The following is a 24,807-nucleotide window of genomic DNA, read 5'->3' on the forward strand; positions in this document are numbered from 1 at the left end:
AATATAAAATAGATTATTTCAAAGTGCTATAATATAAATAGAGTTAAATATATTACTTAAATAATGTGATAAGTTCATATTAAAATATAGGATTAATATAGATTTTTATTCGCCGTAACTATATAGATATAATTTATAGGTGTATATATTAATAGGGTATGGAATATATCCAATCATGTTAATGAATATATTTTTAAACCTATATAGTGAAAGCTAATAGGAAAGGAAGTTCAGTATGTTTTCCAAGCTATTTGATAGTTTCTTAGTCCATTATTTAGAACGCTTTAATGATCATTGTTTTACCGTAAAAATTGGAGATAATGAATATACAATCGGTGACGGAGAATCCGAGTTTACCGTCATCGTTAATTGCGATATTCCCAAGAAGGATTTGTTAATATCCGCAGAACTCGCCCTCGGTGAAGCGTACATGCGTAAAGATATCGAAATTGAAGGGGATTTGTTTAAAGCCCTTTGTGTAGTCCTTGGTCATGTAGGTAAGGACTCTATCAATCGTAAGGTACTTAGCTCGCTCTTTAATGCAGGTCTTAAAAAGAAAGATCAAAAACAACAAGTAGCTTCCCATTATGATTTAGGCAATGAATTCTATAAATTGTGGCTCGATGAAACCATGAGCTATTCCTGTGCGTATTTTAAGAATGAGAATGATAGTCTCAAAGATGCGCAATATCAAAAGGTTCATCATATTCTCGATAAATTGTACTTAAAAGAGGGAATGACTTTACTTGATATCGGTTGCGGATGGGGATTCCTTCTCATTGAAGCGGCTCGTAAATATGGGGTTAAGGGCTATGGGTGTACTCTTTCCGAAGAACAATGGAAAAAAGGACAGGAACGCATTAAAGAATATGGCCTTGAAGGACAGGTTGAGATTGAACTTATAGATTATCGCGACGTAGCAGCTTCCGGGCGTACCTTTGACCGTATTGTCAGCATCGGCATGCTTGAACATGTAGGTCGGCCTAATTTTCCTCTGTATATGGAGGACGCATCGGATATGCTTAAAGATGGTGGTTTGTTCCTGCTTCACTACATCAGTGATCCCTCTGAAAAGGAAACAAGTGCCTGGATTCGTAAATATATCTTCCCGGGTGGATGTTTGCCGTCCCTTCGCGAAATGGTCAGCCTCGCTTATGACTATGATATGAATGTCATCGATGTTGAAAGTTTACGGTATCACTATTATAAGACTTTAATGCATTGGTATAACAATTTCCAAGGCGTCCGTGAGCAAGTAGAAGCGAAACGAGGCAGTGAATTCGTACGCATGTGGGATTTGTATCTTTGTGGATGTGCGGCAGGTTTCTATATCGGTAATATGGACTTGCATCAAATTTTGATGACAAAAGGTGTTACGAACGAGCTGCCGTTAACACGTTGGTATTAATTAAGAGTAAAAATAGACTTATAGGACAAAAAAGAGACCATCTTAAGATGGTCTCTTTTAATGTGTATGAAAAAGGCCCTCATCTATTAAGTCTATGAGGACCTCACTCTATTATAGAGAATGTGCTCTTAATTCTTCAGCAGATTGTGTGGAAATCCAAGCTGGTGGAATGTCGAATACTGTATAGCAACCTGTGCCGCCGTGTTTAGCAAGTCGGTAGAGACCACGAGCGTAAGTAACAAGTGCAGAGCCTGTAAATTCAGGGTTAGAGTCAAGTTTCAAGGAGTACTCAATAACGTGACGTGTGCCTTCTGTACTTTCACCAGAGCGAAGAACGAAGCCACCATGTGGAATGCCTTTATGGTCGCGATCAAGTTCTTCTTGGGAAATGAAGTTGACTACAGTTTCATAGCCTACGAAGTAGTTTTCCATAGTTTTGATTTCGTTTTCAATCTTAGCTTTATCAGCATCAGGAGCGGCCACTACATAGCACTCACGAAGGTGACCTTTGTAGCCATCAACGTCAGGAGTTTGACCGTTGCGGATTTCGTCTAAGTATTGTTCTTTAGGAACAGTATATTGACGAGCGTCAAGAACACCATCGATACGACGAATGGCATCGGAATGGCCTTGGGATACACCGCGGCCCCAGAATGTGTAGGATTTACCTTTTGGCAAGATTGCTTCCGCGTAAACGCGTTGTAAAGAGAACATGCCTGGATCCCAACCACAAGAAATTAATGTAGCAGTTTTGGCCTCTTTAGCTACTTTATCTACATTAGCGAAGTGTTCAGGAATACGTGCATGTGTATCGAAGGAATCGATACAGTTAAAGTATTTTGTTACCATCGGTGTTTGTTCGATAAGATCTGTTGCAGAACCACCACAAAGAACCATTACATCGATTTTGCCTTTAAAGTTAGGAATATCTTCCATCGTGTAAGTAGGTACACCAGATACAGTTTCAATACCTTGACGGCGAGAGAATACGCCGATGAGCTCCATATCAGGTTGTAACTGAACAGATGCTTCTACGCCACGAGCTAAGTTGCCGTAACCAACGATACCAATACGAATATTCATATTAGCCTCCTATATAAGTTGAAATTTAATAATTAACATATTTATTATAGCATAAAATTAATAGCTTTTAATATTTTTCTATAGAATTTTTTAGATGGTATAGAAAATAATTTATATCTAATTTAAACAAGTAATTTGTGCTCAACTATATCGATACATAGCGTGTTGTTATAGGGGACAAATAAAAAATCATATGAGTATAAATTGACACATATACCCCGAACCTAGATACAATTAAATTGGTTATGTTAGCTAGTTATGTTCATAGTTGAAATGTTAGAGGAGGTATAACATGAGAAGAAATATAAAAGCTGCTGTTATTGCTGCATTAATCGTAACAGGTGCTAATGCTTTTACCATGGTATCAGCCACAACTGTGGAAAGTCATACAGACGGAAAATCTATTGGTCTTAATTTGTGGGGGGAAAAGAGACATTATACAGATGACTTAACTGTTAATGTATCAGGCTTAGGTGTGAATGGTACAAAATATCATAATAATGTTACAGGTATTTATGCTCTTGATGGGACACAAGTCGCTATCGATAAAAATGTAACTGTAACAGTTAAAAATCCAGCACCTGCAGAAAGTGGTGCGAAACGTAGACCTGATTTGGCACATTATTACATGAGCGGTATCTATGCTGGTTATGGTGGACTTACTAATGATGGAAATAACGATGATACTCGAATTACCGTAAAAGGAAATGCTAAAGTCGATGCTGTTGGCGTTGGTTTGCAAGCTAATAAAGATGGATATATTCGGATACTAGGTGGGGCCGATGTAAAAACATATCCTTTAGATACCTCTGATACTTACTCTGCATTATCTGAAGAAGGTTTTGTTTATGTAAATACGGGTATGGATGGCTTACATCCGGGAACTAATGATGTGAAGATGTACGGTAATATAGGATTTTTAGATAAAAACTATGGTGGCGACAAGAATCCACATAACCATGGCTCACATATTTCATTAGGCTTAACAACACCAAATTCTAAATTAATAGGTGGTGTGTTGAATGAATTTGATGAAAGCAATAATAATCCGTATCATGGTGGTTTGCGATTGTATTTACAAAATGGTGCGACCTGGCGCAATGAATGGTTAGGCGCTGAGCGCGTATATCCTACACAAGGTCGTCCTAATAATGCAAACTATTTATATACAGGTAGTCGTGTGGAGCATTTTATTGGTGGTAAGGATATAGCGAGTCAAGGTATTATTCAACCGGTAGACGCACGACCAATTACTATTAATAATTATGCAGGTCATACCGCCATTGATTACGAAAAGGGTGCTCCTGCAGCTGCACAAGGTAAAGGCGAAGTTGTTATCAACCATGCTGATAAGGGTTCTTCTGTGACTATGCGCAGTTCGGCAGATGCTCTTAAAGGATATGTAAATGCAAACAACCCACGTAGCACTTTGCAGCAGTTGGCTAATAAGTTAACATACACTGGCTTTACTAAGGGTGAACGTAATTTAAATGTGAATGTTGAAGTCCATTCCGGACTGATTAGTCCTTCATATTCTACTAAGCTTGGTATAGAAAACTTTGCTGTTGACGGTAAGGCTAGCGTTACGGATAAAGCGGTCGTGACAACTCGTGAAAGCGAAGTTGTATCTGGTGTTAAGAGTGCGTTAGCCTCCTCTGTGATGCAAATGAGAGCCGATACGAATGATTTACAACGTCGCCTCGGTGATGTGCGACTCAACTCCAATAAGCATGGTGTATGGGGAAAATACATCGGCGGTAAATCTAAGATTACAGACAACGCCTATGTAAACCAAACATACAATATGGCGCAAGTTGGCTATGACACATTGCGTGGAGATTGGACCATTGGTGGTGCTTTGCTATATGGTACAAGCAATAGTGATTACGCTCTAGGCTCTGGGTCCGGTAAAACCGCAGGTTTAGCATTATACGGTGCAAAACAATATAATGATGGTCGTTACTTAGATGTTATTGGTAAAGTAAATCGTTTGAAAAATGATTTTACCGTACGTAATAGCTTGAGCACAAGCTTGAGCGGTGATTACCGCAATACAGGTACCTCCTTGAGCGTTGAATATGGTAAACGAATCAAGAAAGACAATGGTTTTTATATCGATCCTAACGCAGAATTGACGTTTAGTCGCTTGTCTGGTGTAAACTTTGATGCTCGTACAAATACGGGCAGCATAGTACACATTAACTCTGATGCGGTAAATTCCGTTATTGGTCGTATTGGTGTAGGCATTGGCAAGGAAAGTAAGAACAGCAATCTTTTCCTCAAAGCAGCATTAGCACATGAATTCTCTGGTAAAATGAAAGCTACTTATAGCATGGCCGGTGAGCCAACCACAGGTAGTGAAGTGAATTTGAAAGACACATGGCTTGATCTTGAACTAGGTGGCTCATGGAGCGTACGTCCTAATACATATATTTATGGGACTTTCACTAAAAACTTTGGTGCTACCGTAGACAATTCCTATCGCATTGACGCAGGGATTCGGCATAACTTTTAGGTAATAGTAAATATAGTAGAGACAAATAATATGGGGATGTTATTTGTCTCTACTATGGTGTTAAGGAATACTAGAATTAAATATTTATATATGTAAGGGTATATAAAAAAGACCGATTACATTCCTATTGAAGGACTGTAATCGGTCTTTTGGTCTAATGTATAAACACTATTTAATTAGACATTACAAATTCATTGTAATCTAAATATGAGTCTAAAAGTAACTCTAAATATAGATATAGCTAAATTAGAATTGTAACGTTTTGATTCTTTCAACGGCACGAATTGTATTTTCACGGCTACCGAATGCTGTTAAACGAAGGTACCCTTCGCCGTGAGGTCCAAAGCCAGAGCCTGGTGTAGATACGATTTGAACTTGTTCGAGCAAGACATCGAATAATTCCCAACTAGTCATATTACCAGGCGTTTTAAGCCAAATATATGGAGCGTCCACACCGCCATATACAGTAAGGCCGATAGATTCAAGACCCTCTTTGATGATGCGAGCATTTTCTTTGTAGTACGCAATGTTTGCACGTGTTTGTTCACGTCCTTCTTTTGTGTATACTGCTTCTGCACCACGTTGGATGATGTAAGGAACACCATTGAATTTAGTGCATTGACGACGGTTCCACATAGGGTTTAGCGGTTGGCGTTCACCAGATTTAGTTTTGCCAGTGACCTCTTTAGGTACTACTGCATAAGCACAACGTGTACCAGTGAAACCTGCAGTTTTAGAGAAGGAACGGAACTCGATAGCCACTTCGCGAGCGCCTTCGATTTCGTAGATAGATTTTACAGTATCTTCTGTGCTGATGAAAGCTTCGTAAGCGGAGTCAAACATCAAAATCGCATCATTATCTTTACACCATTTGATCCATTCTGCCAAACGAGCACGGCTTAAAACAGTACCAGTGGGATTGTTAGGCGAGCAAAGATATACGATGTCTACGCGTTCAGACGGGAATTCTGGAGAGAAGTTGTTTTCAGCGTAAGTAGGGAGGTATACAACCTTTTGGAAGATGCCTTCTACAGCTTCGCCAGTACGACCACCCATAACGTTGGAGTCTAAGTATACTGGGTACACAGGATCTGTGATAGCAATGATGTTATCTTCGCTGAATAACTCTTGGATATTACCAACGTCAGACTTTGCACCATCGGAAACGAATACTTCGTCAATAGCGATATCTACGCCCAATGGTTTGTAATCGCCATCAATAATAGCCTGACGTAAGAAATCATATCCTTGTTCAGGGCCATAACCTCGGAATGTTTCTGCTTTTCCCATTTCTTGAACAGCTTTACTCATAGCATCGATAATTGCTGGAGCAAGAGGTAATGTAACATCGCCGATACCAAGACGAATAATATCTGCATCTGGATGAGCAGTTTGGTATTCATTTACCTTTTTAGCAATATTAGCAAATAAATAAGAACCTTGAAGGTTTAAGTAGTTTTCATTGATATTAGCCATGATGACTCCTTTTTATAATCAGATTTCTCTATATATAGTAAATTATATAGAATAATGACGCAAGGATTTTCTATAGAATTTCTGATTTATATAAATATTGTTTAAGTCTATGACTATAAAAGGTCGTATTATGAGGACTTTATTAGTCATACCATTTGTTTTATAATTTCTTTTAGAAATTCTATTTATGTTGTATAATAAAAAAAAGAGAGCCATCGACGTGTGGTAGCGTTAGGCTCATCTTATAAACATTTTTTAGGATTGCCTAGTGTGCGAGTATTTTGTATACTCTGTTGCGTTAGGCTTTTGTCTTTATACTATTTGAATAGTGCAAAGAGTGATATTACTATAGACCAATTTTTGCGTAGTATTTTACTACGCTTTTTTATTGAAAAAATCAAAACTTTATATAGCATTAATTTTATTTCTGATATAATCTAAATGAATACATATTATAGTGCGGTTTTATATGAAAGTGGTGTCTTTATGCTGACGATTAGCAATAAGGGATGGCTTTTTACGTCTATATTAAGTGCTTTGATGGCGTTTACATCGTTGTCTACGGATATTTATTTGCCAGCTATGCCTGAGATGGGGCGTGACCTCAATGGTGATGCGGAGCTTACGTTGACAGGTTTCTTAATTGGGTTTGCGCTAGCTCAGCTTTTTTGGGGCGCCGTTAGTGATAAAATTGGTCGTAAGAAGCCACTGATTATAGGGATAGTCTTATTTATCATAGGGTCTGTGGGCTGTGCCCTAAGTTCGTCTATGCTAGAATTACTAGCTTGGCGTGTGTTTCAGGCTTTTGGTGCCTGTGTAGGACCGATGTTGTCACGGGCTATGATTCGGGATTTATATGGTCGGACTGAGGCGGCTAAAATGTTGTCTACATTGGCCATTGTTATGGCTATAGCGCCTATAGCAGGCCCAATGTTAGCCGGACATTTACTTGTATGGTATACATGGCATTCTATATTCTGGTTGCTTGTTGGTATAGGACTTTTAATGCTCGTTGCCGTATTAGTGCTTCCGGAAACACATCCCGTAGAGAAGAGGAGCAAAAAGTCCATAGGTCATACCTATAATAACTATTGGATTTTATTACGCAATAAAGGTTTTATGAAATATACCCTATGTGTTAGCTCATTTTATATTGCCATTTATGCGTTTTTAACGGGATCGCCTTATGTATATATAGATGTGTATGAAGTGCCCAAAGAATATTTTGGTTATCTCTTTTCTGTTAATATTATTGGTGTTATGTTGTTAAGTGCCATTAATCGTCGTATTGTTAGTGCTATACGCCTTGATAGACTATTGAAATATGCCACACTATTTGCTGCTGTTTGTGTATCCATTGTTATGGGCTTGATGTTCTTAGGTTACCATTCATTGTGGTTAATCGTTATTGGTTGTTTTTTATTCTTCTCCATGAATGGTATCATTGCCGCTGTAACTAATGCATTAGCTTTAGATAGAGCAGGTAGAATGGCTGGATCTGGGGCGGCACTATTAGGTGCCATGCAATATGGTAGTGGTATTGTGTCATCGTTGATACTTACCTTTTTACCAAATGATACGGCCTATCCTATGATGGGGGTAATAGCCATATTTGTAATTATCTGCGCTATTATCGCCTTTCCTGAGGATGAAAAATATAATCGTATATAATATTGGTAAAAGCGAGGGTTTTAATTTGAATCCTTGCTTTCATCATTTTTTTAGGTTATAATAGTAAGGCTTATTGATGGTAAGCACTTCCTACCCCTATGTGTCGATAGGGGCATTAGTCCGAAAGAGGAGGTGATTTTGTATGAACAAATACGAAGTCATGTTTATTGTGAAACCAGCTGAAGAGGAAGCAACTAACGCTGTTATTGAAAAAGTAGAAGCTTTAATTGCTCGTGTAGGCGGCACAGTAGAAAAGGTAGATCGTTGGGGCAAGCGCCGTCTTGCTTACGCGGTGAAGAAATTCACTGACGGTTTCTATGTATTGATCAACTTTGAAGCAGCTCCTGCTGAAATCAAAGAAATCGATCGTGTATTGAAAATCAACGATGAAGTCCTAAGACATCTAATTGTTAAACACGAAGCATAATTAAAGCCTGGAGGAAAACATGAACTCTGTACAAATTCTAGGTAATTTAGCTCGTGATCCTGAAGTACGCTATACCAAAACTGGTCGTGCTGTAGCAACTTTCACAGTAGCTGCCACAAACACCTATATTGATTCCACAACAAATGAGACGAAAGAACAAACTGCTTTCATCAACTGCGTTGCTTGGGGTAAACTTGGTGAAGCGGCAGGCAATCTTCGTAAAGGCAGTCGTTGCTTTGTAGAAGGTCGTTTGCAAACTCGTTCTTACGAGACTCAGGACGGTCAAAAACGGTACGTTACTGAAGTGGTAGCGAACTTTGTGGGCCAATCCCTTGATATGAATACTAATTCTTTCGAAGGTGGGTCCAATTTTGATAGTTTCAGTACAGGCGGCGATGACGAAAACATCCCGTTCTAGTGTCAGGGACTCCTACTAATTCGAAAAGGAGGATTCGCAATGAGAAGAGATAGAGGCAGAAAGCCAAGAAGAAAAGTATGCGTTTTCTGTGCAGACCATATCGATCAAATCGACTATAAAGATGTTGCTAAACTTCGTCGTTTTACGACTGAACGCGGTAAAATCTTACCTCGTCGTATTTCCGGTACTTGCGCAAAACATCAACGCAAATTGACTACATCTATCAAACGTGCACGTGCAATTGCTTTATTGCCATTCACTGCTGAATAATTGATGAATCAAGGCGGTACAACCATTTGGTTGTGCCGCCTTTTTGCGTTTGGTCCATGATTCACATGGAAGTGTATATCTTTGAATTTATTTAACTGGAGATGTTAGAAGGCTATATTAGGGATTGAAGCTTATTGTATAGATTGTTGTATAAAAGTATAGAATAAAAATAGATAGGACCTATGCATTTAGAGCATAGGTTCTATCTATTTCCTTTTATTCTCATTAATTATCGTAGTTACTTGTTGTAATAAATATTCATAAAAATAGATATGGTTATTTGAAGTTAAAAATTTGAATAATTTAATAAATAATAGGTTTTATATGACTAATCTATATAGATTAGTTAATCAATCTTATGCATGCGATTAGAAATATTTATACTATAATACAAATATACATATATAGCTGTAAAGTTCAGTGAAAGGTGGTAAGTACATGGGATTTTTGAAAAAGGATATATCCCGTCGCCAGTTTATTGGTGGTGCTTTAGCTCTAGCGGCTGCATCAGTAGTGCCGTCGTTTATACGAGGTGCTTATAAGCCAACACAATCTGATTCGTTACAAGTATGGACTTGTGGAGGCTTGTCAGAAGCATTTCTTGATTTAAACCAAGTCTACACGATGCACACAGGTCACAATATTCAGTACACCGGTGCTTTTGCAGGGGCTATTGGTAAATCTTTGTTAGCAGAAAAAAGTCGCACCGAAATCTTTGGAGCTCGCGGATTAGAGTTAGCAAAAAATATGCGCAAAAAAGGGATAAGTATCGCTTTTGAGCCGCTATGTTTTACAGACTACGTCATAGTCACACCTAAAGGTAATCCTGCCGGTATTCGTGATCTTAAAGATATGGCGGAGCCCGGTGTGCGTGTCATGTTACCATTGGGGGCATCTCCTCCAGGCAGTGCCTCTGTAAAGGGGATTATGAAACTGTCAGGATTGACTGATAGCATTATGAAAAATATGATAGCCGAAAATGCTTGTGTTATTTCCATGATGTGTGACCTTGTAGAAGGTAAAGCTGATGTATCCATTATTGAAAAACGCCTTACTACTCATGATCGATTCAAGGATCGCATTGAATACTTCTCTATACCACCACAATTTGTGCCGCCGGCACCGCTTACTTTTACTATCAATACGATGAAATATGTACAAGATCGTGCATTGGCTGCCGACTATATTGAATTTACACGGTCCCAAGAAGGGCAACAAATCTTAGAAAATCATGGATTTACATCCGTTCATAGTGCGAGAGGTCTCGATTTGATAGAAAGGTTTGGTGTAAAAGATGTGTAGTCATTGTCCGTCATCTACAACCTGTGGATCTCAAGGGGGATCTGGTGTATCTGGGAAACAAGCCCCTAAGAATCTAACGCTTTGGCGTCGTATCGTGCAGTTTATATTCCTTTTTATCATGGGAAAATGGGTATATTATGGTATATTCCGATGCCCGTATATCGTGCCGTTTGTAAACTGTGAAAGCTGTTCCATGATTACCTGTTGGGGCCGTATTACGACGTATTTCTATGCTTGGTGGATTGTTTTGCCTATTATGGTCGTATTCTTTGGCCGTGCATTTTGTAGCTGGTTCTGTCCAAGTGGATGGGTTAACCAAATGCTGGGAAAAATATCTATGGGACCACTAAGGAATCGTAAACATTACATGCGATACCTTCAACTCGGCATGGTAGCCACTATAATTTTAGGTCTTATTGTGTATTTCAAATTTGGTAATCCTCGTATTATGATCCCAATACGGACAAGTGATGAATATTTTAATGCCGTTATTTTATCTATGCAATTTTCCGACTGGTATTGGGCGGCTCGTACTATAACTGTAGTTTCCATCATTGCTGGTTCCCTTATTATTGCTAATGCATGGTGTCGATTTGTATGTCCTTTCGGTGGCATCATGGAATTGCTTCGTAAGATTTCTATTTTTAGAATTTATAAAACGAATGAGTGCGACAACTGTGATGCGTGTTTACGCGTTTGTGAAATGGGGACACGACCAAATGAAATGAATTGTACCAACTGTGGTGATTGCTTACATGTTTGCCATAAAGATGCTATTAGATTTGGTCGGAAAGGTTAATTATGAAAGAAATTCAAGGACAAAGTTTCCTACAAAATCATCCTTGTTACAATAAGGCCGCTTCTGCTAATTGGGGTCGTCTACATTTACCAGTAGCGCCGAATTGTAATATTCAATGTAATTATTGTAATCGTAAGTACGACTGTGCGAATGAAAATAGACCAGGCGTGACGCAACATGTATATACGCCACAAGAGGCAGCTGCCTTTGTGCGCAAGGTGTTTGATGCTCGTCAGGATATCTCTGTAGTAGGTATTGCAGGTCCTGGGGATCCTATGTGTGATGCAGACAAGACACTTGAAACCTTCCGCCTCGTGAAAAAGGATTTTCCTCATGTCATGCTTTGTTTATCTAGTAATGGTTTGGCAGTGCCTGATTATGTTAATGACATTGCTGACTTAGGAATTACGCATGTAACGATTACGGCTAATGCTATTGATCTAGAGATTGCAAAAAATGTATATTCCATGGTTCGCTATGAGGGTAATATCTACAAAGGAATCGATGGGGCCCGTATTTTATTAGAGCGTCAGGCTGAAAGTATCCGAAAACTAAAGGAAAAGAATATTATCGTTAAGATTAATACTGTAGTAGTACCTGATGTAAATATGAATCATGTACCAGCCATTGCTAAACAAGCGGAAGCATGGGGCATCGATTTGATGAACTGCATTGCTATGATTCCAGTTCATGATACGGCCTTTGAAAACTATCGAGGACCGAATGCAGAAGAGATTGACAATATGCGTCAATTTATTGGTCACTATGTACCACAGATGACGCACTGTAAACGTTGTAGAGCTGATGCTATCGGTCGTTTGTGTGAAGCGTAGAAGTATAAAAGGCTATATACCAAAGTATATAGCCTTAACGGTGATAATTATTATTTAGTATTTTTCAGGATTGTATGTAGTGCAGATAATGCCATATCTACCTCTTCAAGTGTGTTGGCATAGCCAAAGGAGAAACGCACAGTTCCCTCAGAATAGGTTCCTAGTGTTTGGTGTGCTCGCGGGGCACAGTGGAGTCCAACGCGCGTCATGATGTGATAGGTTGATTCTAGTTCGTAAGCAACGCTCGCAACATCAGCTCCATCAATTGTAATCGATACGGCAGCAGTTCTGTTCTGAACATCTTGCTTGCCAATGATGTTAATGCCATCTATCGGTCGTAATCCTTCGAGGAAGGCTTCTGTCAAAGCGAGCTCGTGGTTGTGAATGCTTTCCATACCCTTCGACTCAATAAAGGTGAGACCTTTGTTGAGACCTATGATACCTGGTAGGTTTAATGTGCCTGATTCAAAGGCGTCGGGCATATTAGTAGGCATTGTTTCCAAATGTGAGAAACTACCTGTACCACCAGTAATAAGAGGGGTTAAGGTTTGAGCCATTTCTTTGGTCAAGATCATGCCACCAATACCTTGGGGTCCCAATAATCCTTTGTGACCTGTAAAGCAGAGGGCATCTATTTGAGATTCTTTTACATCGATAGGTATGACACCAGCCGTTTGTGCTGCGTCTACAATAAAATGTAGATTATGCTCTTTGCAGAGTATACCGATTTCTTTAATGGGTTGTATGGTTCCACATACATTGGACGCGTGATTAATAATTATAGCTACTGTATTTGGACGAATGAGTGACTCAATAGCGTCTAATTTGATAGAACCTGTAGTATCACAAGGGATAGTATCAAAGGTAATATCTTCATTGAGTAGCTGTGTGAGCGGTCTCATGACAGCATTATGCTCCATAGAGCTAACGAGTACGTGATCACCGGATTTCAATAGGCCTTTGATAACCATGTTTAAGCTCATCGTCACATTTTGTGTAAAGATGACATGTGATGGATCATGGCTGTTGAATACGTTGTTTAGTCGTTGTCTTGTTGTATAGATAATATCCTCTACATCATAGGCGAGGGCATAGGAGCCACGGTTGATGTTGATACCGTAGTTCGTTAAATAGTCTGACATGGCATTAGCCACATTTGGAACTTTGGGAAATGTGGTGCTCGCATTATCTAAATAGATATACTTCATAGGTAATCTCCATGAATAACAAGATGTATTTATGGTTATTATATCATGAGTATTGTGCTTGATCGGGTAGGAGCACATACTTATATAGTTTTAGTTCTTGTAGTTTGAAAGGAGTTTATTATGAGTGGGTCTCATGAAAAAAGAAATTTAATTATTGCAGGCCTTATAATTGGTGTTATTGCAGGTTTTCTCGTATTAGCCGGAAATCCAGGTAACATGGGCTTCTGTATTGCTTGCTTTGTTCGTGACACCGTAGGTGCTCTTGGTCTACATCGTGCTGCACCGGTACAGTACATTCGTCCAGAAGTTATCGGTCTTATTTTAGGGGCCTATGTATTGTCCATGATTCGTGGCGAACACCAAAGTAAAGGTGGTTCCTCTCCAATTATTCGATTTATTCTTGGTTTCTTTGTTATGATTGGTGCTTTGATGTTCCTCGGTTGCCCAATTCGTATGATTTTGCGACTTGGTGGCGGTGACTTAAATGCTTTGTTCGGTATTGCTGGTTTTGCTGGTGGTATTGGGTTCGGTACAATATTCTTGAAAAAAGGCTATTCTTTACAACGAACTTACGCATTGAGTAAGTTAGAGTCTGCTATGATGCCTGCCATCCAAGTTGGGCTATTAGTGTTAGTAGTAACTGCTCCGGCATTTATCTTCTTTAGTCAAAAAGGACCAGGCGCTATGCATGCACCTTGGTTAATTTCATTGGCAGCAGGCCTTGTGGTAGGTGGCTTATCTCAATTTAGTCGCCTTTGTACCGTTGGTGGTTTTCGGGATTTATTCTTGTTCAAAAAATCCATTCTTATCTTTGGTTATTTAGCGGTTCTCATTGGTGTATTCGTTGTGAATATTAGCTTTGGTAATTTCCATCTTGGCTTTGAAAACCAACCAATTGCACATACAGATGGATTGTGGAACTTCCTAGGTATGGCGCTTGCAGGTTTCTGTAGCGTATTGCTTGGGGGCTGTCCATTACGTCAATTAATCATGACTGGTGAAGGTAATTCTGATTCCGCTGTTACAGTGCTTGGCCTTGCGGCTGGCGCAGCATTTGCTCATAATTTCGGCTTAGCTGCCTCTGGTGCTGGTCCTACACTAAATGGTGAAATTGCTGTAGGTGTTGGCTTTGTGGTAGCGTTCATTATTGCTGTACTTAATACAAAACGTTCAAATGCTTAGCCTGCAGATGGTTAACTTGGAAATGTTTAGATCATGTATGGTATGATCAACATATAGTATGAATGTATTTTACTATTTTATTCGTTATTGATAGCTAGAATTGAGTGTCTATGAAATATATTGCCACTTTTTACTCTCATTTTGGAGCGATTCGCTTCAAGCGTGAAGCCCCAGAAGGGGTAACTAATATAGAACTACGTCCTGTACCACGGAATCTTAGTTCGTCCTGTGGAACGAGTGCTTCCTTTGAGGCTGATGAAAGTTTTACTTTCACGGAGGATCCTACAGAGGAAATTGAACAAATAGTGGCTGTTACAGTTGAAGGTTATAGAACTATATTTGAAAGCTCAAATGAGTAAATTATATAGACTGTTTGGTTCAGTATTGCTGCATAGTTGGTATGATTCGAATTCTCTTTCTTAGTTTATTACGATAGCCATTAATCTCTTTGATAAAATAGTAGAAGTGCATTTTGATGCATTGTTAAGTGTGGTTTATAAATATATAATTTTTATAGATAAATATATATAATTTCTTAAAAGATTATAGATTTTTTTCGAATAGGACTATAAAAATTAGATGAAGTATTATATAATAATATCTACAGTATGTATTACAGTAGAACAGTAAAATAAATCCATTGATAATGTACGCTACTATTGCAGTATTATACAATTAGTATTAATGATAAGGGAGATTGTAAGACTTTGAAAAGAGTATTAACCTTAACATTAGCCGTGGCCATCGTTGCCGGTGGCTATATGTTTGAGGCTAATGGGGCGGGAGAACAACCTTCTAAACAGGCACCATCTATATCTGAGATAAATATATATACGCCAAAAGAGCTTAATGCACGTCAGAAAGACTTGGTTGAAATTGGCCGCTATACTGCGTCTGGTGATCAAGGTGCATTAAAGAGTGTAATTGCATCTGCTATTGAGCGAGGCACGTTGACGCCACAAGAGGTGAGTATTGCCATTCGTCAACTTTACTCTGCTGCTGGCTTGAAACAAATGAATGCTGCTTTAGCTACATTTGATCAATTACGTGATGAACGCCCTGAGTTTGGCGATGAGTACGAAAAATTGGTACCAAAGCAAACAGGACTTAGTGCTTTATTGGGGAATGGCACTAATGGGGCACCTTTAACAAAGCCGAAAGCTGAGGAAACAAAAGAGGGGGTTCAATATAATACGTTCCGTATGAAAAAACCAAAACCTCAAAATCGTAATCGTTCACGTTTAGGTAAATTGGACCGTGAATTGGTCGCTGCGGCAGCACTAGGTACTCGAGTTGGTAAAAATAATCTTTTTACTGCAGCTGAAAAGAGTTTATCTGAACTTGGCCTAAGTCAATATCAAATTGAAAATTTAGAAGCTATGATTTTCCAATAAAATGTAGACCTACTTCTTTCGGAAGTAGGTCTTTTTTTATGGCTTCTACTTTCACAGTTTTAATGATTAGGATTAAATCCATAGAATGTAATTGACGTTTAAGGTCCCCTTTTCTATAATTAATAAGATAGGTATATGACCTGTAATAATAAATATAAACAAATATAAATATATTATTAAAAATAGATGTAAGGAGAAAGTATGCGCCTTCGTAGAAAACCATGGATTGATGAAGCTATCCACGAATATGACTCTCACATCATTTTGTCTGGACAAGAAGAGTTTAAAGGCAAGTGGCGTGAATTATTTGAACATCCTGAGTACCCATTATATATGGAACTAGGGACGGGGAAAGGTCGCTTTATTGCGGGGATGTCTGAAGCGTATCCAAATGCTAACTTCGTAGGTTTTGAAGTACAAATGGGTGTTATCTATTATGCAGCACAAAAAATCTTTGAAGGAGAGCGAAACAATGCAAAGGTCTCTCTATTTGATATTGCAGGTATCGAAGAGATAGTGGCACCTGGAGAAGTTGATCGTTTCTATATTAACTTCTGTGATCCTTGGCCTAAGGCTAAACATGCAAAACGCCGCCTTACATATCACACATTCCTCGATCGTTATGCTCGTCTTTTGAAAGATGGTGGTGAAGTCCACTTCAAGACGGATAATGAAGGATTGTTTATGTTTTCTCTCGAAGAATTCAAAGAATGTGGTTGGGAGCTTAAAAATGTAACGTATGATTTACATAGTACGGATCTTCCAAATGTAAAGACTGAATATGAAGAAAAATTTAGTGAAAAAGGTCAACCTATTTTCCGCTTAGAAGCAATTAAGCCAAAAGTTCAAAAGGAGGCTTAACATGCAAACACCGAATAAGGGGGATAGTCGGTGGGGCTCACTCTTTAAAAATGACTTACAAGGTATGCTCTTACCTATTCTTCTCATTACAATTATAGGCAGTGTAAATATCTTTAGTGCTACGTATATCAGCTCTATCTATGAAAATACGGGATTATTAGGATACTTTTTAAAACATATGACATTCTTGCTTTTGTCTATGGCGGCAGGTGTCATATTGTATCGTTACGATTACCGTCAGTTACAGAAGCCTCACATGTTGCAAAGAATTATGATTGCTACACTAATTGGTATGATTTTGGTTCTTGTGATTGGTGCAGTCATTAATGGTGCACGTCGTTGGATTGTTATTGGGCCTGTATCGATTCAACCTTCAGAATTTGCGAAATTGGCTGCCTTGATATGGACGTCGGCTAAATTGAGCACCATGCGGAAATGGGGAAAACCAAAGCATACTAACCCTCTCATTAATTTACAAGGTTATTTTAGTGAACGTATAAGTTATATGTTGCCAATGTTAATATGGCCAATTATATTTGCAGGCTTAACAATCTTGCAACCAGATATGGGCACGACCGTATTGATTTTTGGCTTTTCCTTTGTGCTCATCTATTTAGCGGGCTTTGATGGAAAATTCTTTGGCGGAGCTTTTGTGATAGCTGGATTTCTTGGCTTTATTGCAGCTCGTATGTCGCCATATCGCTGGGAACGTATTCAATCTTGGTTTGATCCTTGGCCTCATGCGCAGGATATGGGGTATCAAACAGTTCAAGGGCTGTTGGCCGTAGGTTCTGGCGGTATTTTAGGCGAAGGCTTTATGCAAGGTACATCAAAGTATTTTTACTTACCAGAAGCACATACGGACTTTGCCTTTGCTGTATGGGCCCAAGAAATGGGTTTCGTTGGTGCAGTGTTTGTTGTCGTTCTGATTGCAGCTTTTACCTATTTTGGGTTCCGCATTTCTAATAAGGCTCGTGATGAATTCGGGAAATGGTTAGCAATGGGAATAACATTGCTTATCAGTGGTCAGGCCTTGTTTAACATCGCCATGGTTTGTGGCATTATGCCTGTAACAGGTGTACCTTTGCCATTTATTAGTTATGGTGGTTCCTCATTGTTGATGAACTTTATGGCTATAGGCTTGTTAGCTAGCGTTGGTCGTCGCAATGTAGAAGGTGTAAAACAAGTTGGTACTGCTGAGGCTTTGCCATCTTTACGCGAGGAAACGCAAAGCCGATTCAAACCGGCTGCTCCTAAGAGTACTCAAAAAACGGAAATGCCTGGTCCATTTAGACCGAGAGAGACTAAAAAGCCTACTCGTAGAAGATCTAGGTCTGAACGTTGATATTTAACTTATGTAGTATAAGGTGAATATATTTAGTGTGGATTTATATAGCATCTCTTAAGAGGTGCTGTATAAATACAACGTACTTGTATTGTGTGTGAGGAGAAAAAATGAAGGATTATATTGATATCCAAGAACGCCCGTCCTGGGGTCGAATGTTGCCACTTAGTTTCCAACATTTATTTGCTATGTTTGGTTCTACTGTATTGGTACCATATTTGTTAAAAGTAGATCCGGCAACAGCTTTATTTATGAATGGTATCGGTACATTACTGTATTTATTTGTTTGTAAAGGTAAAATCCCTGCATATCTCGGATCTAGCTTTGCTTTCATTGCTCCTGTAGCAGGCGTATTATCTGCAGGTCTCGGTTATGAGGCCGCAAAGGGGGCCTTCGTTGTATTTGGTCTATCCTTTGTGATTTTATCTATTCTCGTTCGTTATATTGGTACTCGTTGGATTGATAAGTTATTCCCTCCAGCAGCGATGGGGGCTATCGTAGCTATTATCGGATTGGAATTAGCGCCAGTAGCGATGAGTATGTCTGGCCTTATTGGCAATCAAGATTTAGGCATGAGCCACAGCCAAGCTATTTTTATCTCTATGTTTTCCTTAGTTGTTACCTTGCTTGGTACTGTTGTGTTCCGTGGCTTCTTAGCTGTAATCCCTGTTTTGATTGGAGTTGTTTCCGGCTATATCTTGTCTGCCTTCATGGGCGTTGTTGATTTCTCTGGTGTAGAGGCTGCTCCTTGGTTCTCTTTACCACAGTTCTATGGCATGCCTGTATTTGATATTAATGCCATTATTATGATTATGCCAGCACTCTTTGTAGTATTTGCTGAGCACGTTGGTCACTTGGTTGTAACTAGTAACATCGTTGCCAGAGACTTGATGAAAGAGCCTGGTCTACAAAGATCCTTGCTTGGTGATGGCCTTGCAAATATTCTTTCTGGTTTCTTTGGTGCTACACCAAATACGACGTATGGTGAAAACATCGGTGTACTTGCAATTACTCGTTGTTTTAGCGTATGGGTAATTGGTGGTGCTGCAGTTCTTGCGATGATTATATCCTTTGTTGGTAAAGTGGCAGCACTTATTCATGCTATCCCAGTACCTGTTATGGGTGGGGTTTCTATTCTCTTGTTCGGCATTATCGCAGCATCTGGGTTGCGTATGCTTGTAGAACGTAAGGTGGATTATACAAACCCTGTTAATATGATTCTTACATCCGTTATCCTTGTGGTAGGTCTTAGCGGCGCAGAACTTGCTGTTGGACCTGTAGTATTAAAAGGGATGGGTCTTGCCACTGTAGTAGGTATGGCTATGAGCATTAGCTTGTTAATCCTTCAAAAAACAGGCGTTGGCAATGACCAATTGAAAAAAACAGAAGTATAATATCATGGCTCTTTAAAATCTTGGAATATAACCTTGAGATCATAAAGTAAATTGATTTGTACTCAGTATAATAAACGACTACTGAATCAGGTTGTACCTGCGCAAGTAGTCGTTTTTATTTAGTGTCTTTATAATTTATCCTCAATATTGTATAATGAACATATCAGTTGTATAAAATTAATTTAAGAGAGGAGGCCCTATGGAGTTTTTGATATGGATGGCTATCGGCGTTGCCTTGATGGCGGTAGAACTCGTAGTACCAGGCGGTATTTTAGGTCTTATCGGTTATTGCGCATTCCTGTGGGGCGTTTATGTAGCTCTTGGGGAAGGCACAGTAGCATTGTATGCCGTGCTAGGATTAACAGCCTTGTTAATTGTCATTATCATCGTGTTCTTTAATCACTTTGAAAAGACTTGGATAGGCAAATTGTTTACCTTAGGGCAACGATCTACGACAAAAGCTGGTTATGTATCTAATGATGTATTAGAAGATTTGGCTGGCAAGGAAGGTGTAGCTCATACAACACTACGCCCTGCAGGTATTGCTAAGATTAATGGTAATTTGGTAGATGTTGTAACCGAAGGTGACTTCATCGATGCCGGTTCACCTATTGTGGTCCTTCGAGTTGTAGGTGGCCGCAATATTGTTAGAAAGCGAGATTAAGCTTTCACAACATCGTCGTAAATCATGGAGGTTATTATGGATGTAGGTATTTTAATTTTGATTCCCATTCTGCTGATTGGTATTATGGTATTCTTATATGTTGTGCCATTAGGCCTTTGGGTATCTGCTTTAGCAGCGGGCGTTAATGTTGGTATTTTTACACTTGTAGGTATGCGCTTACGTCGCGTAAATCCGTCTCAAATTGTAATGCCGTTGATTAAAGCTAATAAAGCGGGGCTTGATGTGAATGTAAATCAGTTGGAAGCGCATTATCTTGCAGGTGGTGACGTTGACCGCGTTGTAGATGCTTTGATTGCCGCTGAACGGGCATCCATTCCGTTGACCTTTGAACGTTCTGCAGCTATTGACCTTGCCGGTCGTGATGTATTGGAAGCGGTTCAAATGTCCGTTAATCCTAAAGTGATTGAAACTCCAATTATTTCTGCGGTAGCAAAAAATGGTATCGAATTGAAAGTTCGTGCTCGTGTTACTGTACGTGCGAATATCGATCGCCTCGTTGGTGGTGCTGGTGAAGCCACAATTATTGCCCGCGTAGGTGAAGGTATCGTAACGACTGTAGGTTCCTCTGAAGAACATACAGATGTATTGGAAAATCCAGATCACATTTCCCGTACTGTATTGGGTAAAGGCCTTGATGCGGGTACTGCATTCGAAATCTTGTCCATCGATATTGCTGACGTAGATGTGGGACGTAACATCGGTGCTCAATTGCAAACTGACCAAGCGGAAGCAGATAAGAAAATTGCTCAAGCTCGTGCCGAAGAACGCCGTGCAATGGCGGTTGCGACAGAACAAGAAATGCGTGCTAAAACACAAGACATGCAAGCTAAGGTTGTGGAAGCACAAGCTGAAGTTCCTAAAGCATTGGCAGAAGCTTTCAGAAACGGTAATCTAGGTGTTATGGATTACTATAATATGAACAATATTATTGCAGACACTAAAATGCGTGAAAACTTAGCAGATGGTGAATAGGAGTAGCTATGGACTCTATTTTGTCTTCAGTGCTATCCATCTTTTCGCATAATCCAATCTTTGTTTTAGGTATCATCGCGTACATTGCTTTTTCCATTATAAAAAATAAGAATACTGAAGAGTCTGAAGAATATGATGAGTATGAAAGCTCTGGTGGCGGAACTTGGGAAGATATGGAGCGCGAATATGGCATCTCCATAGAACGCAAGGTAGATGAACCGTCTACGGGTGATTTGTCTAAGGTTGATGACTTTTATCGGGATTCTTATGAAGATAAACCGATTGTAACTCAGCAACCAGAAGCTCCATCGCAAACTATGGAGGACATACATTTCAATGAAGAGGCTGCAGCAACTCAACGAGATATTGAAGCCTTATCAATGAAAAGTTCCAGTAGCAATCCGAGTTATACTACCAGTAAGACTCGCTTAGATAGAGAAGCTGTTACGGGGCCGACCTTAAGTGAAAGACTAGCTGAGTTTAAACGAGATAAAGCAGCTAAAGAGGGACAAGTTCTTGTTGAAAATGTAGGTATTACAACTGCGCCTACTGCTCTAGCTGCGACTTCAACTCGTGGGCGTAAATCTAATCATGCTTTAAAAGAGGGCATGAAATGGTCGATCATTTTAAGTAAACCTAAAGCTCTTGAACGTAGATACCGCTAATGAAGCAATCTATTTATAAGCGTATAAACTAATTATGGTTTTATTAGAACATAAATAATAACGGATTGTGCACTGATGTGGTATAGCAACCATACTGTCACATATCATAATGTGGGGCATATAATTACATATTGAAAGAGGTTCCTATTGGTCACCTATGTGACTATTAGGAACCTCTTTTTTATTGTTTTTTCTTAGTGAAACTTTCACAATAATAGGGGAAGGAGTTCGTTCATAAGGAAGGGCAAAATTATGTATCGAAATGTGCGTGTTATACCAAAACAGCTGTTGCAGCAATTATATATAGAGAAACAATGGAGCGTTCGCGATGTGGCGGATTATTTTCAATGTAGTGTTGATACCATCATGCGCCGTATGAAAGCGTACGATATCGAACGGAGGCCTCTGAAGAAAGAAATCAATATGGTTCATGTACAAGCTTTGTATGAGACCGGTAAGTGGTCGCTCCATTCATTAGCAAAGCGTTATGATGTGTCTATTACGACGATGGCGAATCGCTTGAAGGAATATGGATTGGCTTGTCAGCAATCAAATAAAAACGTCTCTATAGATGTAGTACGTATATGTAGAGCTTATAAAAGTGGAAATAGTACAGATGCCATTGCTCGTATGTATGGTATATCGCGATGGAAAGTTCACCATGTATTGCGGCATATGGGAAATTGCTTACTTCCTAAAGCGCGAAAGCCTATGCGCGTAGAGGAGATGGCTTATTTATATATTCATCATCACATGAGTACAGATGACATTGGATTGGCTTATGGGATACGTGGTTCTACAGTGGCAATGTATTTGCGAGAGCAAGGTATAGAAATAAGGGCAAATACTCTTGATCTAGACGAAAATAAGATTAAAAAACTCCGTGCACAAGGTTATGGAGTTGCAAAGATTGCACAGGTGATGGGATGCTCTACCTCTGCTGTGCGAAAGCGTCTAGCTATGAAAAAATATATCTCTCCTTGATGTAGTGTGGTAGATACTATATACTTAAATTTATACAATGATGGGAGGAATATTATGCTCGAAATTATATCTGCTTTAACACCGTTTTTATTACTGGGCTTAGTGGCTGCTGGTTTATCTCGCCTTTCTGGGGTAGCCTTATCTATGGTTGTAGTACCAACTTTATTGATTTGGGGTGCAACTGCGGTTGACGTAATCGCCTTTATGTTGCTCTTTGTGGTGTACAACAACTTCACTATGGAAACACAAGATATTTGTTTAGATTATAAAGATCTTGTCTTATTCCCTAAATGGCGCTTGTGCATTCCCTTTATTTTGAGTTTGGTGAGCGCTTTCTTTGTTCCTGCTGCAGGCATTGCTGTTTTTATGGCTTGCTTTGTTTTAGAGTTATTGGCTACTGTGTATAAACGCATTCCTGAAAATAAACGACCTCGTTTACAGCGCGTAATAGTGGCATCGATTTTGAGTGCTGTTGCAACAGCTGTAGGTGCTTATATAGGTCCTAAAATTCCTAGTGAATTCTACTTTGTCTGTGTAGGCGTAGCCATTTTAATCGTTACGGACTTTGCATGGTATGCCGGCAAGCATAGAGATGCTTTTAGAAACGTATGGGATAGCATTTGGGCTGGTTTTAATATATTCTTAGGCATGTTTGGCATAGAGGCTTCATATTATCCAGCTGCACTTACGCGATCTATTCCAAATCCAATGGATCGCATGTTGCCTATGGTTACTGTAGTAGGTGGCTATGCAGGCCTTATGGTAGTATTCGGCTTTTATAACATTTTTTCTATACCGTCTTTAATTACGGCCATCGGTGCTGCTATAGGGATACGCCTCTTTGGTATGTATGAATTCCCTCGAAATGGCAGTTTCTCTTATTTGGCAATCGGTTTTGCCGTGGCTGCTGTAATTTGCTTGTACCTCGTATCTCCGACACCAGTTGGTTTTGATCATATTAATACCTTGGTTTCTCAACCAATTGGTCAATAATGATAGATAATGTAAGTCTGTTGATATATTTTAATAAGTTCTTTAGTTGCTTTTACATAGGAGCCAATTGGATTATAATGTGTGATGTATCTCATATATTGTATTGAAAATTAAGTTCATATTAGAATGTGAAAGGAGTTGATGCTATATGGCAGAAACAATTGAAACAAGACCATTCCCTCCATTCTTACCAAAGAAGGCAACAGTCATGATGATGGGCACATTTCCTCCAGAACAATCAAAACGGGCTATGGAATTCCATTATCCAAATTTCCAAAATGATATGTGGCGTGTATTTGGCCTCGTATTCTTTGATGAAAAAGATCATTTTAGAAATGGTGAGGAAAAAGCGATGGATCCTGAGAAGATCAAAGCCTTTTTGTCTGAAGCTGGAATTGCATCTTGTCCTACTGTTTTGAAAGCTATTCGCGAAAAAGGGAATGCATCTGATGCATTTCTTAAGGTCGTTGAACCAGTTCCACTTGCAGACGTACTGGAGCAAATCCCTGACTGTAAGCATATTGGTACAACAGGCGGCAAGGCTACGGAGATTTTATTGAGCCTTTTACCAGAAAAGGTTAAATTACCTAAAACTGGTGAAACAATTCCTTTTGTATTTAATGGTCGGGAATTGACATTGACACGTTTGCCATCTACATCACGTGCCTATCCGTTGAGTCTACCGAAAAAGGCTGAAGCGTACAAGAATTTCTTCAAAGCTTGTGGTCTAAAAACAAAATAAATATTTAAAGTAGCACCTTTAATAGTTGGCTTTGAGTCTTTTGGTCTCATCTGTCGCTATTGAAGGTGCTTTTATATCGTAAAAATATATGAGGTATTAAAATGGAAATTAATGCATATTTATTGTGAATATGTAGTTTGTTATAAATAAAATTGATGAGATATATAATATTTTAATTCT

At 39.2% G+C, this 24,807-nt stretch carries 24 protein-coding genes; 21 read left to right on the forward strand and 3 right to left on the reverse strand.

The features are described 5' to 3' along the window. The first annotated feature begins 235 nt into the window (after positions 1-235). Positions 236-1,408, forward strand: a complete 1,173-nt coding sequence (locus B1A77_RS04475) for an SAM-dependent methyltransferase (protein WP_077708088.1) — start codon at positions 236-238, stop codon at positions 1,406-1,408. 111 nt (positions 1,409-1,519) lie between these two features. Here the strand turns inward: B1A77_RS04475 and B1A77_RS04480 are convergent, their stop codons facing one another. Continuing rightward, entirely contained in the window at positions 1,520-2,491 is a 972-nt protein-coding gene (locus B1A77_RS04480) for a diaminopimelate dehydrogenase (protein WP_077708089.1), read from the reverse strand. Positions 2,492-2,783: 292 nt separating this feature from the next. Between B1A77_RS04480 and B1A77_RS04485 the strand changes: the two genes are divergently transcribed. Next, a complete protein-coding gene (locus tag B1A77_RS04485; RefSeq protein WP_077708090.1) occupies positions 2,784-5,006 on the forward strand; it encodes an autotransporter outer membrane beta-barrel domain-containing protein in 2,223 nt (740 codons plus the stop codon). 246 nt (positions 5,007-5,252) lie between these two features. Here the strand turns inward: B1A77_RS04485 and B1A77_RS04490 are convergent, their stop codons facing one another. Continuing rightward, on the reverse strand, positions 5,253-6,482 hold the full coding sequence (locus tag B1A77_RS04490; protein WP_077708091.1) for an LL-diaminopimelate aminotransferase: 1,230 nt from the start codon (positions 6,480-6,482) through the stop codon (positions 5,253-5,255). A gap of 486 nt (positions 6,483-6,968) precedes the next feature. On the opposite strand from B1A77_RS04490, the gene B1A77_RS04495 reads away from it, so the two are divergent. The 7 genes from B1A77_RS04495 (at position 6,969) to B1A77_RS04525 (ending at position 12,202) form a co-directional block, all read left to right on the forward strand. Further along, entirely contained in the window at positions 6,969-8,153 is a 1,185-nt protein-coding gene (locus tag B1A77_RS04495; RefSeq protein WP_038149718.1) for a multidrug effflux MFS transporter, read from the forward strand. Between the two features lie 142 nt (positions 8,154-8,295). Further along, complete coding sequence (rpsF, locus tag B1A77_RS04500) at positions 8,296-8,580, forward strand: 30S ribosomal protein S6 (RefSeq protein ID WP_004693799.1); 285 nt, start codon at positions 8,296-8,298, stop codon at positions 8,578-8,580. A gap of 19 nt (positions 8,581-8,599) precedes the next feature. Beyond that, a complete protein-coding gene (locus tag B1A77_RS04505; RefSeq protein ID WP_004693797.1) occupies positions 8,600-8,998 on the forward strand; it encodes a single-stranded DNA-binding protein in 399 nt (132 codons plus the stop codon). Between the two features lie 39 nt (positions 8,999-9,037). Beyond that, the gene (gene rpsR, locus B1A77_RS04510) at positions 9,038-9,268 is read left to right on the forward strand and encodes a 30S ribosomal protein S18 (protein ID WP_004693795.1); all 231 of its coding nucleotides are present in this window, start codon (positions 9,038-9,040) and stop codon (positions 9,266-9,268) included. Positions 9,269-9,706: 438 nt separating this feature from the next. Beyond that, positions 9,707-10,570 (forward strand): substrate-binding domain-containing protein, encoded by an 864-nt coding sequence (locus tag B1A77_RS04515; protein WP_077708092.1) that lies wholly within the window; start codon positions 9,707-9,709, stop codon positions 10,568-10,570. Continuing rightward, on the forward strand, positions 10,563-11,369 hold the full coding sequence (locus B1A77_RS04520; RefSeq protein ID WP_077708093.1) for a 4Fe-4S binding protein: 807 nt from the start codon (positions 10,563-10,565) through the stop codon (positions 11,367-11,369). Before B1A77_RS04515 ends, B1A77_RS04520 begins: the two co-directional genes overlap by 8 nt. Before the next feature lie 2 nt (positions 11,370-11,371). Beyond that, positions 11,372-12,202 (forward strand): radical SAM protein, encoded by an 831-nt coding sequence (locus B1A77_RS04525; protein ID WP_077708094.1) that lies wholly within the window; start codon positions 11,372-11,374, stop codon positions 12,200-12,202. A 50-nt stretch (positions 12,203-12,252) separates the two neighbouring features. On the opposite strand, the gene B1A77_RS04530 is transcribed toward B1A77_RS04525, so the two are convergent. Then, the gene (locus tag B1A77_RS04530; RefSeq protein WP_077708095.1) at positions 12,253-13,410 is read right to left on the reverse strand and encodes an aminotransferase class V-fold PLP-dependent enzyme; all 1,158 of its coding nucleotides are present in this window, start codon (positions 13,408-13,410) and stop codon (positions 12,253-12,255) included. Positions 13,411-13,530: 120 nt separating this feature from the next. Here B1A77_RS04530 and yedE point away from each other — a divergent pair, with 120 nt between their 5' ends. The 12 genes from yedE to B1A77_RS04595 all read left to right on the forward strand — a co-directional run bounded on the left by yedE (position 13,531) and on the right by B1A77_RS04595 (position 24,627). After that, entirely contained in the window at positions 13,531-14,592 is a 1,062-nt protein-coding gene (yedE, locus tag B1A77_RS04535; protein WP_077708096.1) for a YedE family putative selenium transporter, read from the forward strand. 110 nt (positions 14,593-14,702) lie between these two features. Next, positions 14,703-14,951, forward strand: coding sequence for a putative Se/S carrier protein (locus B1A77_RS04540; protein WP_004693778.1), 249 nt, complete (start codon positions 14,703-14,705; stop codon positions 14,949-14,951). Between the two features lie 348 nt (positions 14,952-15,299). Continuing rightward, a complete protein-coding gene (locus B1A77_RS04545) occupies positions 15,300-15,986 on the forward strand; it encodes a carboxymuconolactone decarboxylase family protein (RefSeq protein WP_038125785.1) in 687 nt (228 codons plus the stop codon). Between the two features lie 201 nt (positions 15,987-16,187). Beyond that, on the forward strand, positions 16,188-16,847 hold the full coding sequence (gene trmB, locus B1A77_RS04555; protein ID WP_077708098.1) for a tRNA (guanosine(46)-N7)-methyltransferase TrmB: 660 nt from the start codon (positions 16,188-16,190) through the stop codon (positions 16,845-16,847). Between the two features lies 1 nt (position 16,848). Further along, a complete protein-coding gene (locus B1A77_RS04560) occupies positions 16,849-18,192 on the forward strand; it encodes an FtsW/RodA/SpoVE family cell cycle protein (protein WP_004693772.1) in 1,344 nt (447 codons plus the stop codon). A gap of 110 nt (positions 18,193-18,302) precedes the next feature. Continuing rightward, positions 18,303-19,586 carry a uracil permease gene (uraA, locus tag B1A77_RS04565; protein WP_077708099.1) on the forward strand — a complete coding sequence of 428 codons (1,284 nt, stop codon included), beginning with the start codon at positions 18,303-18,305 and terminating at the stop codon, positions 19,584-19,586. A 199-nt stretch (positions 19,587-19,785) separates the two neighbouring features. Next, entirely contained in the window at positions 19,786-20,250 is a 465-nt protein-coding gene (locus B1A77_RS04570) for an NfeD family protein (RefSeq protein WP_012863916.1), read from the forward strand. Positions 20,251-20,286: 36 nt separating this feature from the next. Next, a complete protein-coding gene (floA, locus tag B1A77_RS04575) occupies positions 20,287-21,243 on the forward strand; it encodes a flotillin-like protein FloA (RefSeq protein WP_004693762.1) in 957 nt (318 codons plus the stop codon). Positions 21,244-21,251: 8 nt separating this feature from the next. Continuing rightward, positions 21,252-21,908, forward strand: a complete 657-nt coding sequence (locus tag B1A77_RS04580; protein ID WP_077708100.1) for a hypothetical protein — start codon at positions 21,252-21,254, stop codon at positions 21,906-21,908. Positions 21,909-22,160: 252 nt separating this feature from the next. Beyond that, on the forward strand, positions 22,161-22,892 hold the full coding sequence (locus tag B1A77_RS04585) for a sortase (RefSeq protein ID WP_077708101.1): 732 nt from the start codon (positions 22,161-22,163) through the stop codon (positions 22,890-22,892). A gap of 54 nt (positions 22,893-22,946) precedes the next feature. Then, positions 22,947-23,885 (forward strand): hypothetical protein, encoded by a 939-nt coding sequence (locus tag B1A77_RS04590; protein WP_077708102.1) that lies wholly within the window; start codon positions 22,947-22,949, stop codon positions 23,883-23,885. A gap of 148 nt (positions 23,886-24,033) precedes the next feature. Beyond that, a complete protein-coding gene (locus B1A77_RS04595) occupies positions 24,034-24,627 on the forward strand; it encodes a DNA glycosylase (protein ID WP_008602839.1) in 594 nt (197 codons plus the stop codon). The last annotated feature ends 180 nt before the right edge of the window (positions 24,628-24,807 follow it).

Source organism: Veillonella parvula, assembly GCF_002005185.1.
In the GTDB taxonomy this organism is placed as follows: domain Bacteria; phylum Bacillota; class Negativicutes; order Veillonellales; family Veillonellaceae; genus Veillonella; species Veillonella parvula_M.

What these genes read in the sequence shown, in the direction of transcription:
- B1A77_RS04590 (WP_077708102.1), top strand. Translation starts at nt 22,947, where the DNA reads ATGCTCGAAATTATATCTGCTTTAACACCGTTTTTATTACTGGGCTTA.
- B1A77_RS04490 (WP_077708091.1), bottom strand. Translation starts at nt 6,482, where the DNA reads ATGGCTAATATCAATGAAAACTACTTAAACCTTCAAGGTTCTTATTTA.
- rpsR (WP_004693795.1), top strand. Translation starts at nt 9,038, where the DNA reads ATGAGAAGAGATAGAGGCAGAAAGCCAAGAAGAAAAGTATGCGTTTTC.
- B1A77_RS04595 (WP_008602839.1), top strand. Translation starts at nt 24,034, where the DNA reads ATGGCAGAAACAATTGAAACAAGACCATTCCCTCCATTCTTACCAAAG.
- yedE (WP_077708096.1), top strand. Translation starts at nt 13,531, where the DNA reads ATGAGTGGGTCTCATGAAAAAAGAAATTTAATTATTGCAGGCCTTATA.
- B1A77_RS04505 (WP_004693797.1), top strand. Translation starts at nt 8,600, where the DNA reads ATGAACTCTGTACAAATTCTAGGTAATTTAGCTCGTGATCCTGAAGTA.
- B1A77_RS04475 (WP_077708088.1), top strand. Translation starts at nt 236, where the DNA reads ATGTTTTCCAAGCTATTTGATAGTTTCTTAGTCCATTATTTAGAACGC.
- trmB (WP_077708098.1), top strand. Translation starts at nt 16,188, where the DNA reads ATGCGCCTTCGTAGAAAACCATGGATTGATGAAGCTATCCACGAATAT.
- floA (WP_004693762.1), top strand. Translation starts at nt 20,287, where the DNA reads ATGGATGTAGGTATTTTAATTTTGATTCCCATTCTGCTGATTGGTATT.
- B1A77_RS04585 (WP_077708101.1), top strand. Translation starts at nt 22,161, where the DNA reads ATGTATCGAAATGTGCGTGTTATACCAAAACAGCTGTTGCAGCAATTA.
- B1A77_RS04485 (WP_077708090.1), top strand. Translation starts at nt 2,784, where the DNA reads ATGAGAAGAAATATAAAAGCTGCTGTTATTGCTGCATTAATCGTAACA.
- B1A77_RS04530 (WP_077708095.1), bottom strand. Translation starts at nt 13,410, where the DNA reads ATGAAGTATATCTATTTAGATAATGCGAGCACCACATTTCCCAAAGTT.
- B1A77_RS04525 (WP_077708094.1), top strand. Translation starts at nt 11,372, where the DNA reads ATGAAAGAAATTCAAGGACAAAGTTTCCTACAAAATCATCCTTGTTAC.
- rpsF (WP_004693799.1), top strand. Translation starts at nt 8,296, where the DNA reads ATGAACAAATACGAAGTCATGTTTATTGTGAAACCAGCTGAAGAGGAA.
- B1A77_RS04540 (WP_004693778.1), top strand. Translation starts at nt 14,703, where the DNA reads ATGAAATATATTGCCACTTTTTACTCTCATTTTGGAGCGATTCGCTTC.
- B1A77_RS04570 (WP_012863916.1), top strand. Translation starts at nt 19,786, where the DNA reads ATGGAGTTTTTGATATGGATGGCTATCGGCGTTGCCTTGATGGCGGTA.
- uraA (WP_077708099.1), top strand. Translation starts at nt 18,303, where the DNA reads ATGAAGGATTATATTGATATCCAAGAACGCCCGTCCTGGGGTCGAATG.
- B1A77_RS04580 (WP_077708100.1), top strand. Translation starts at nt 21,252, where the DNA reads ATGGACTCTATTTTGTCTTCAGTGCTATCCATCTTTTCGCATAATCCA.
- B1A77_RS04560 (WP_004693772.1), top strand. Translation starts at nt 16,849, where the DNA reads ATGCAAACACCGAATAAGGGGGATAGTCGGTGGGGCTCACTCTTTAAA.
- B1A77_RS04495 (WP_038149718.1), top strand. Translation starts at nt 6,969, where the DNA reads ATGCTGACGATTAGCAATAAGGGATGGCTTTTTACGTCTATATTAAGT.
- B1A77_RS04515 (WP_077708092.1), top strand. Translation starts at nt 9,707, where the DNA reads ATGGGATTTTTGAAAAAGGATATATCCCGTCGCCAGTTTATTGGTGGT.
- B1A77_RS04520 (WP_077708093.1), top strand. Translation starts at nt 10,563, where the DNA reads ATGTGTAGTCATTGTCCGTCATCTACAACCTGTGGATCTCAAGGGGGA.
- B1A77_RS04480 (WP_077708089.1), bottom strand. Translation starts at nt 2,491, where the DNA reads ATGAATATTCGTATTGGTATCGTTGGTTACGGCAACTTAGCTCGTGGC.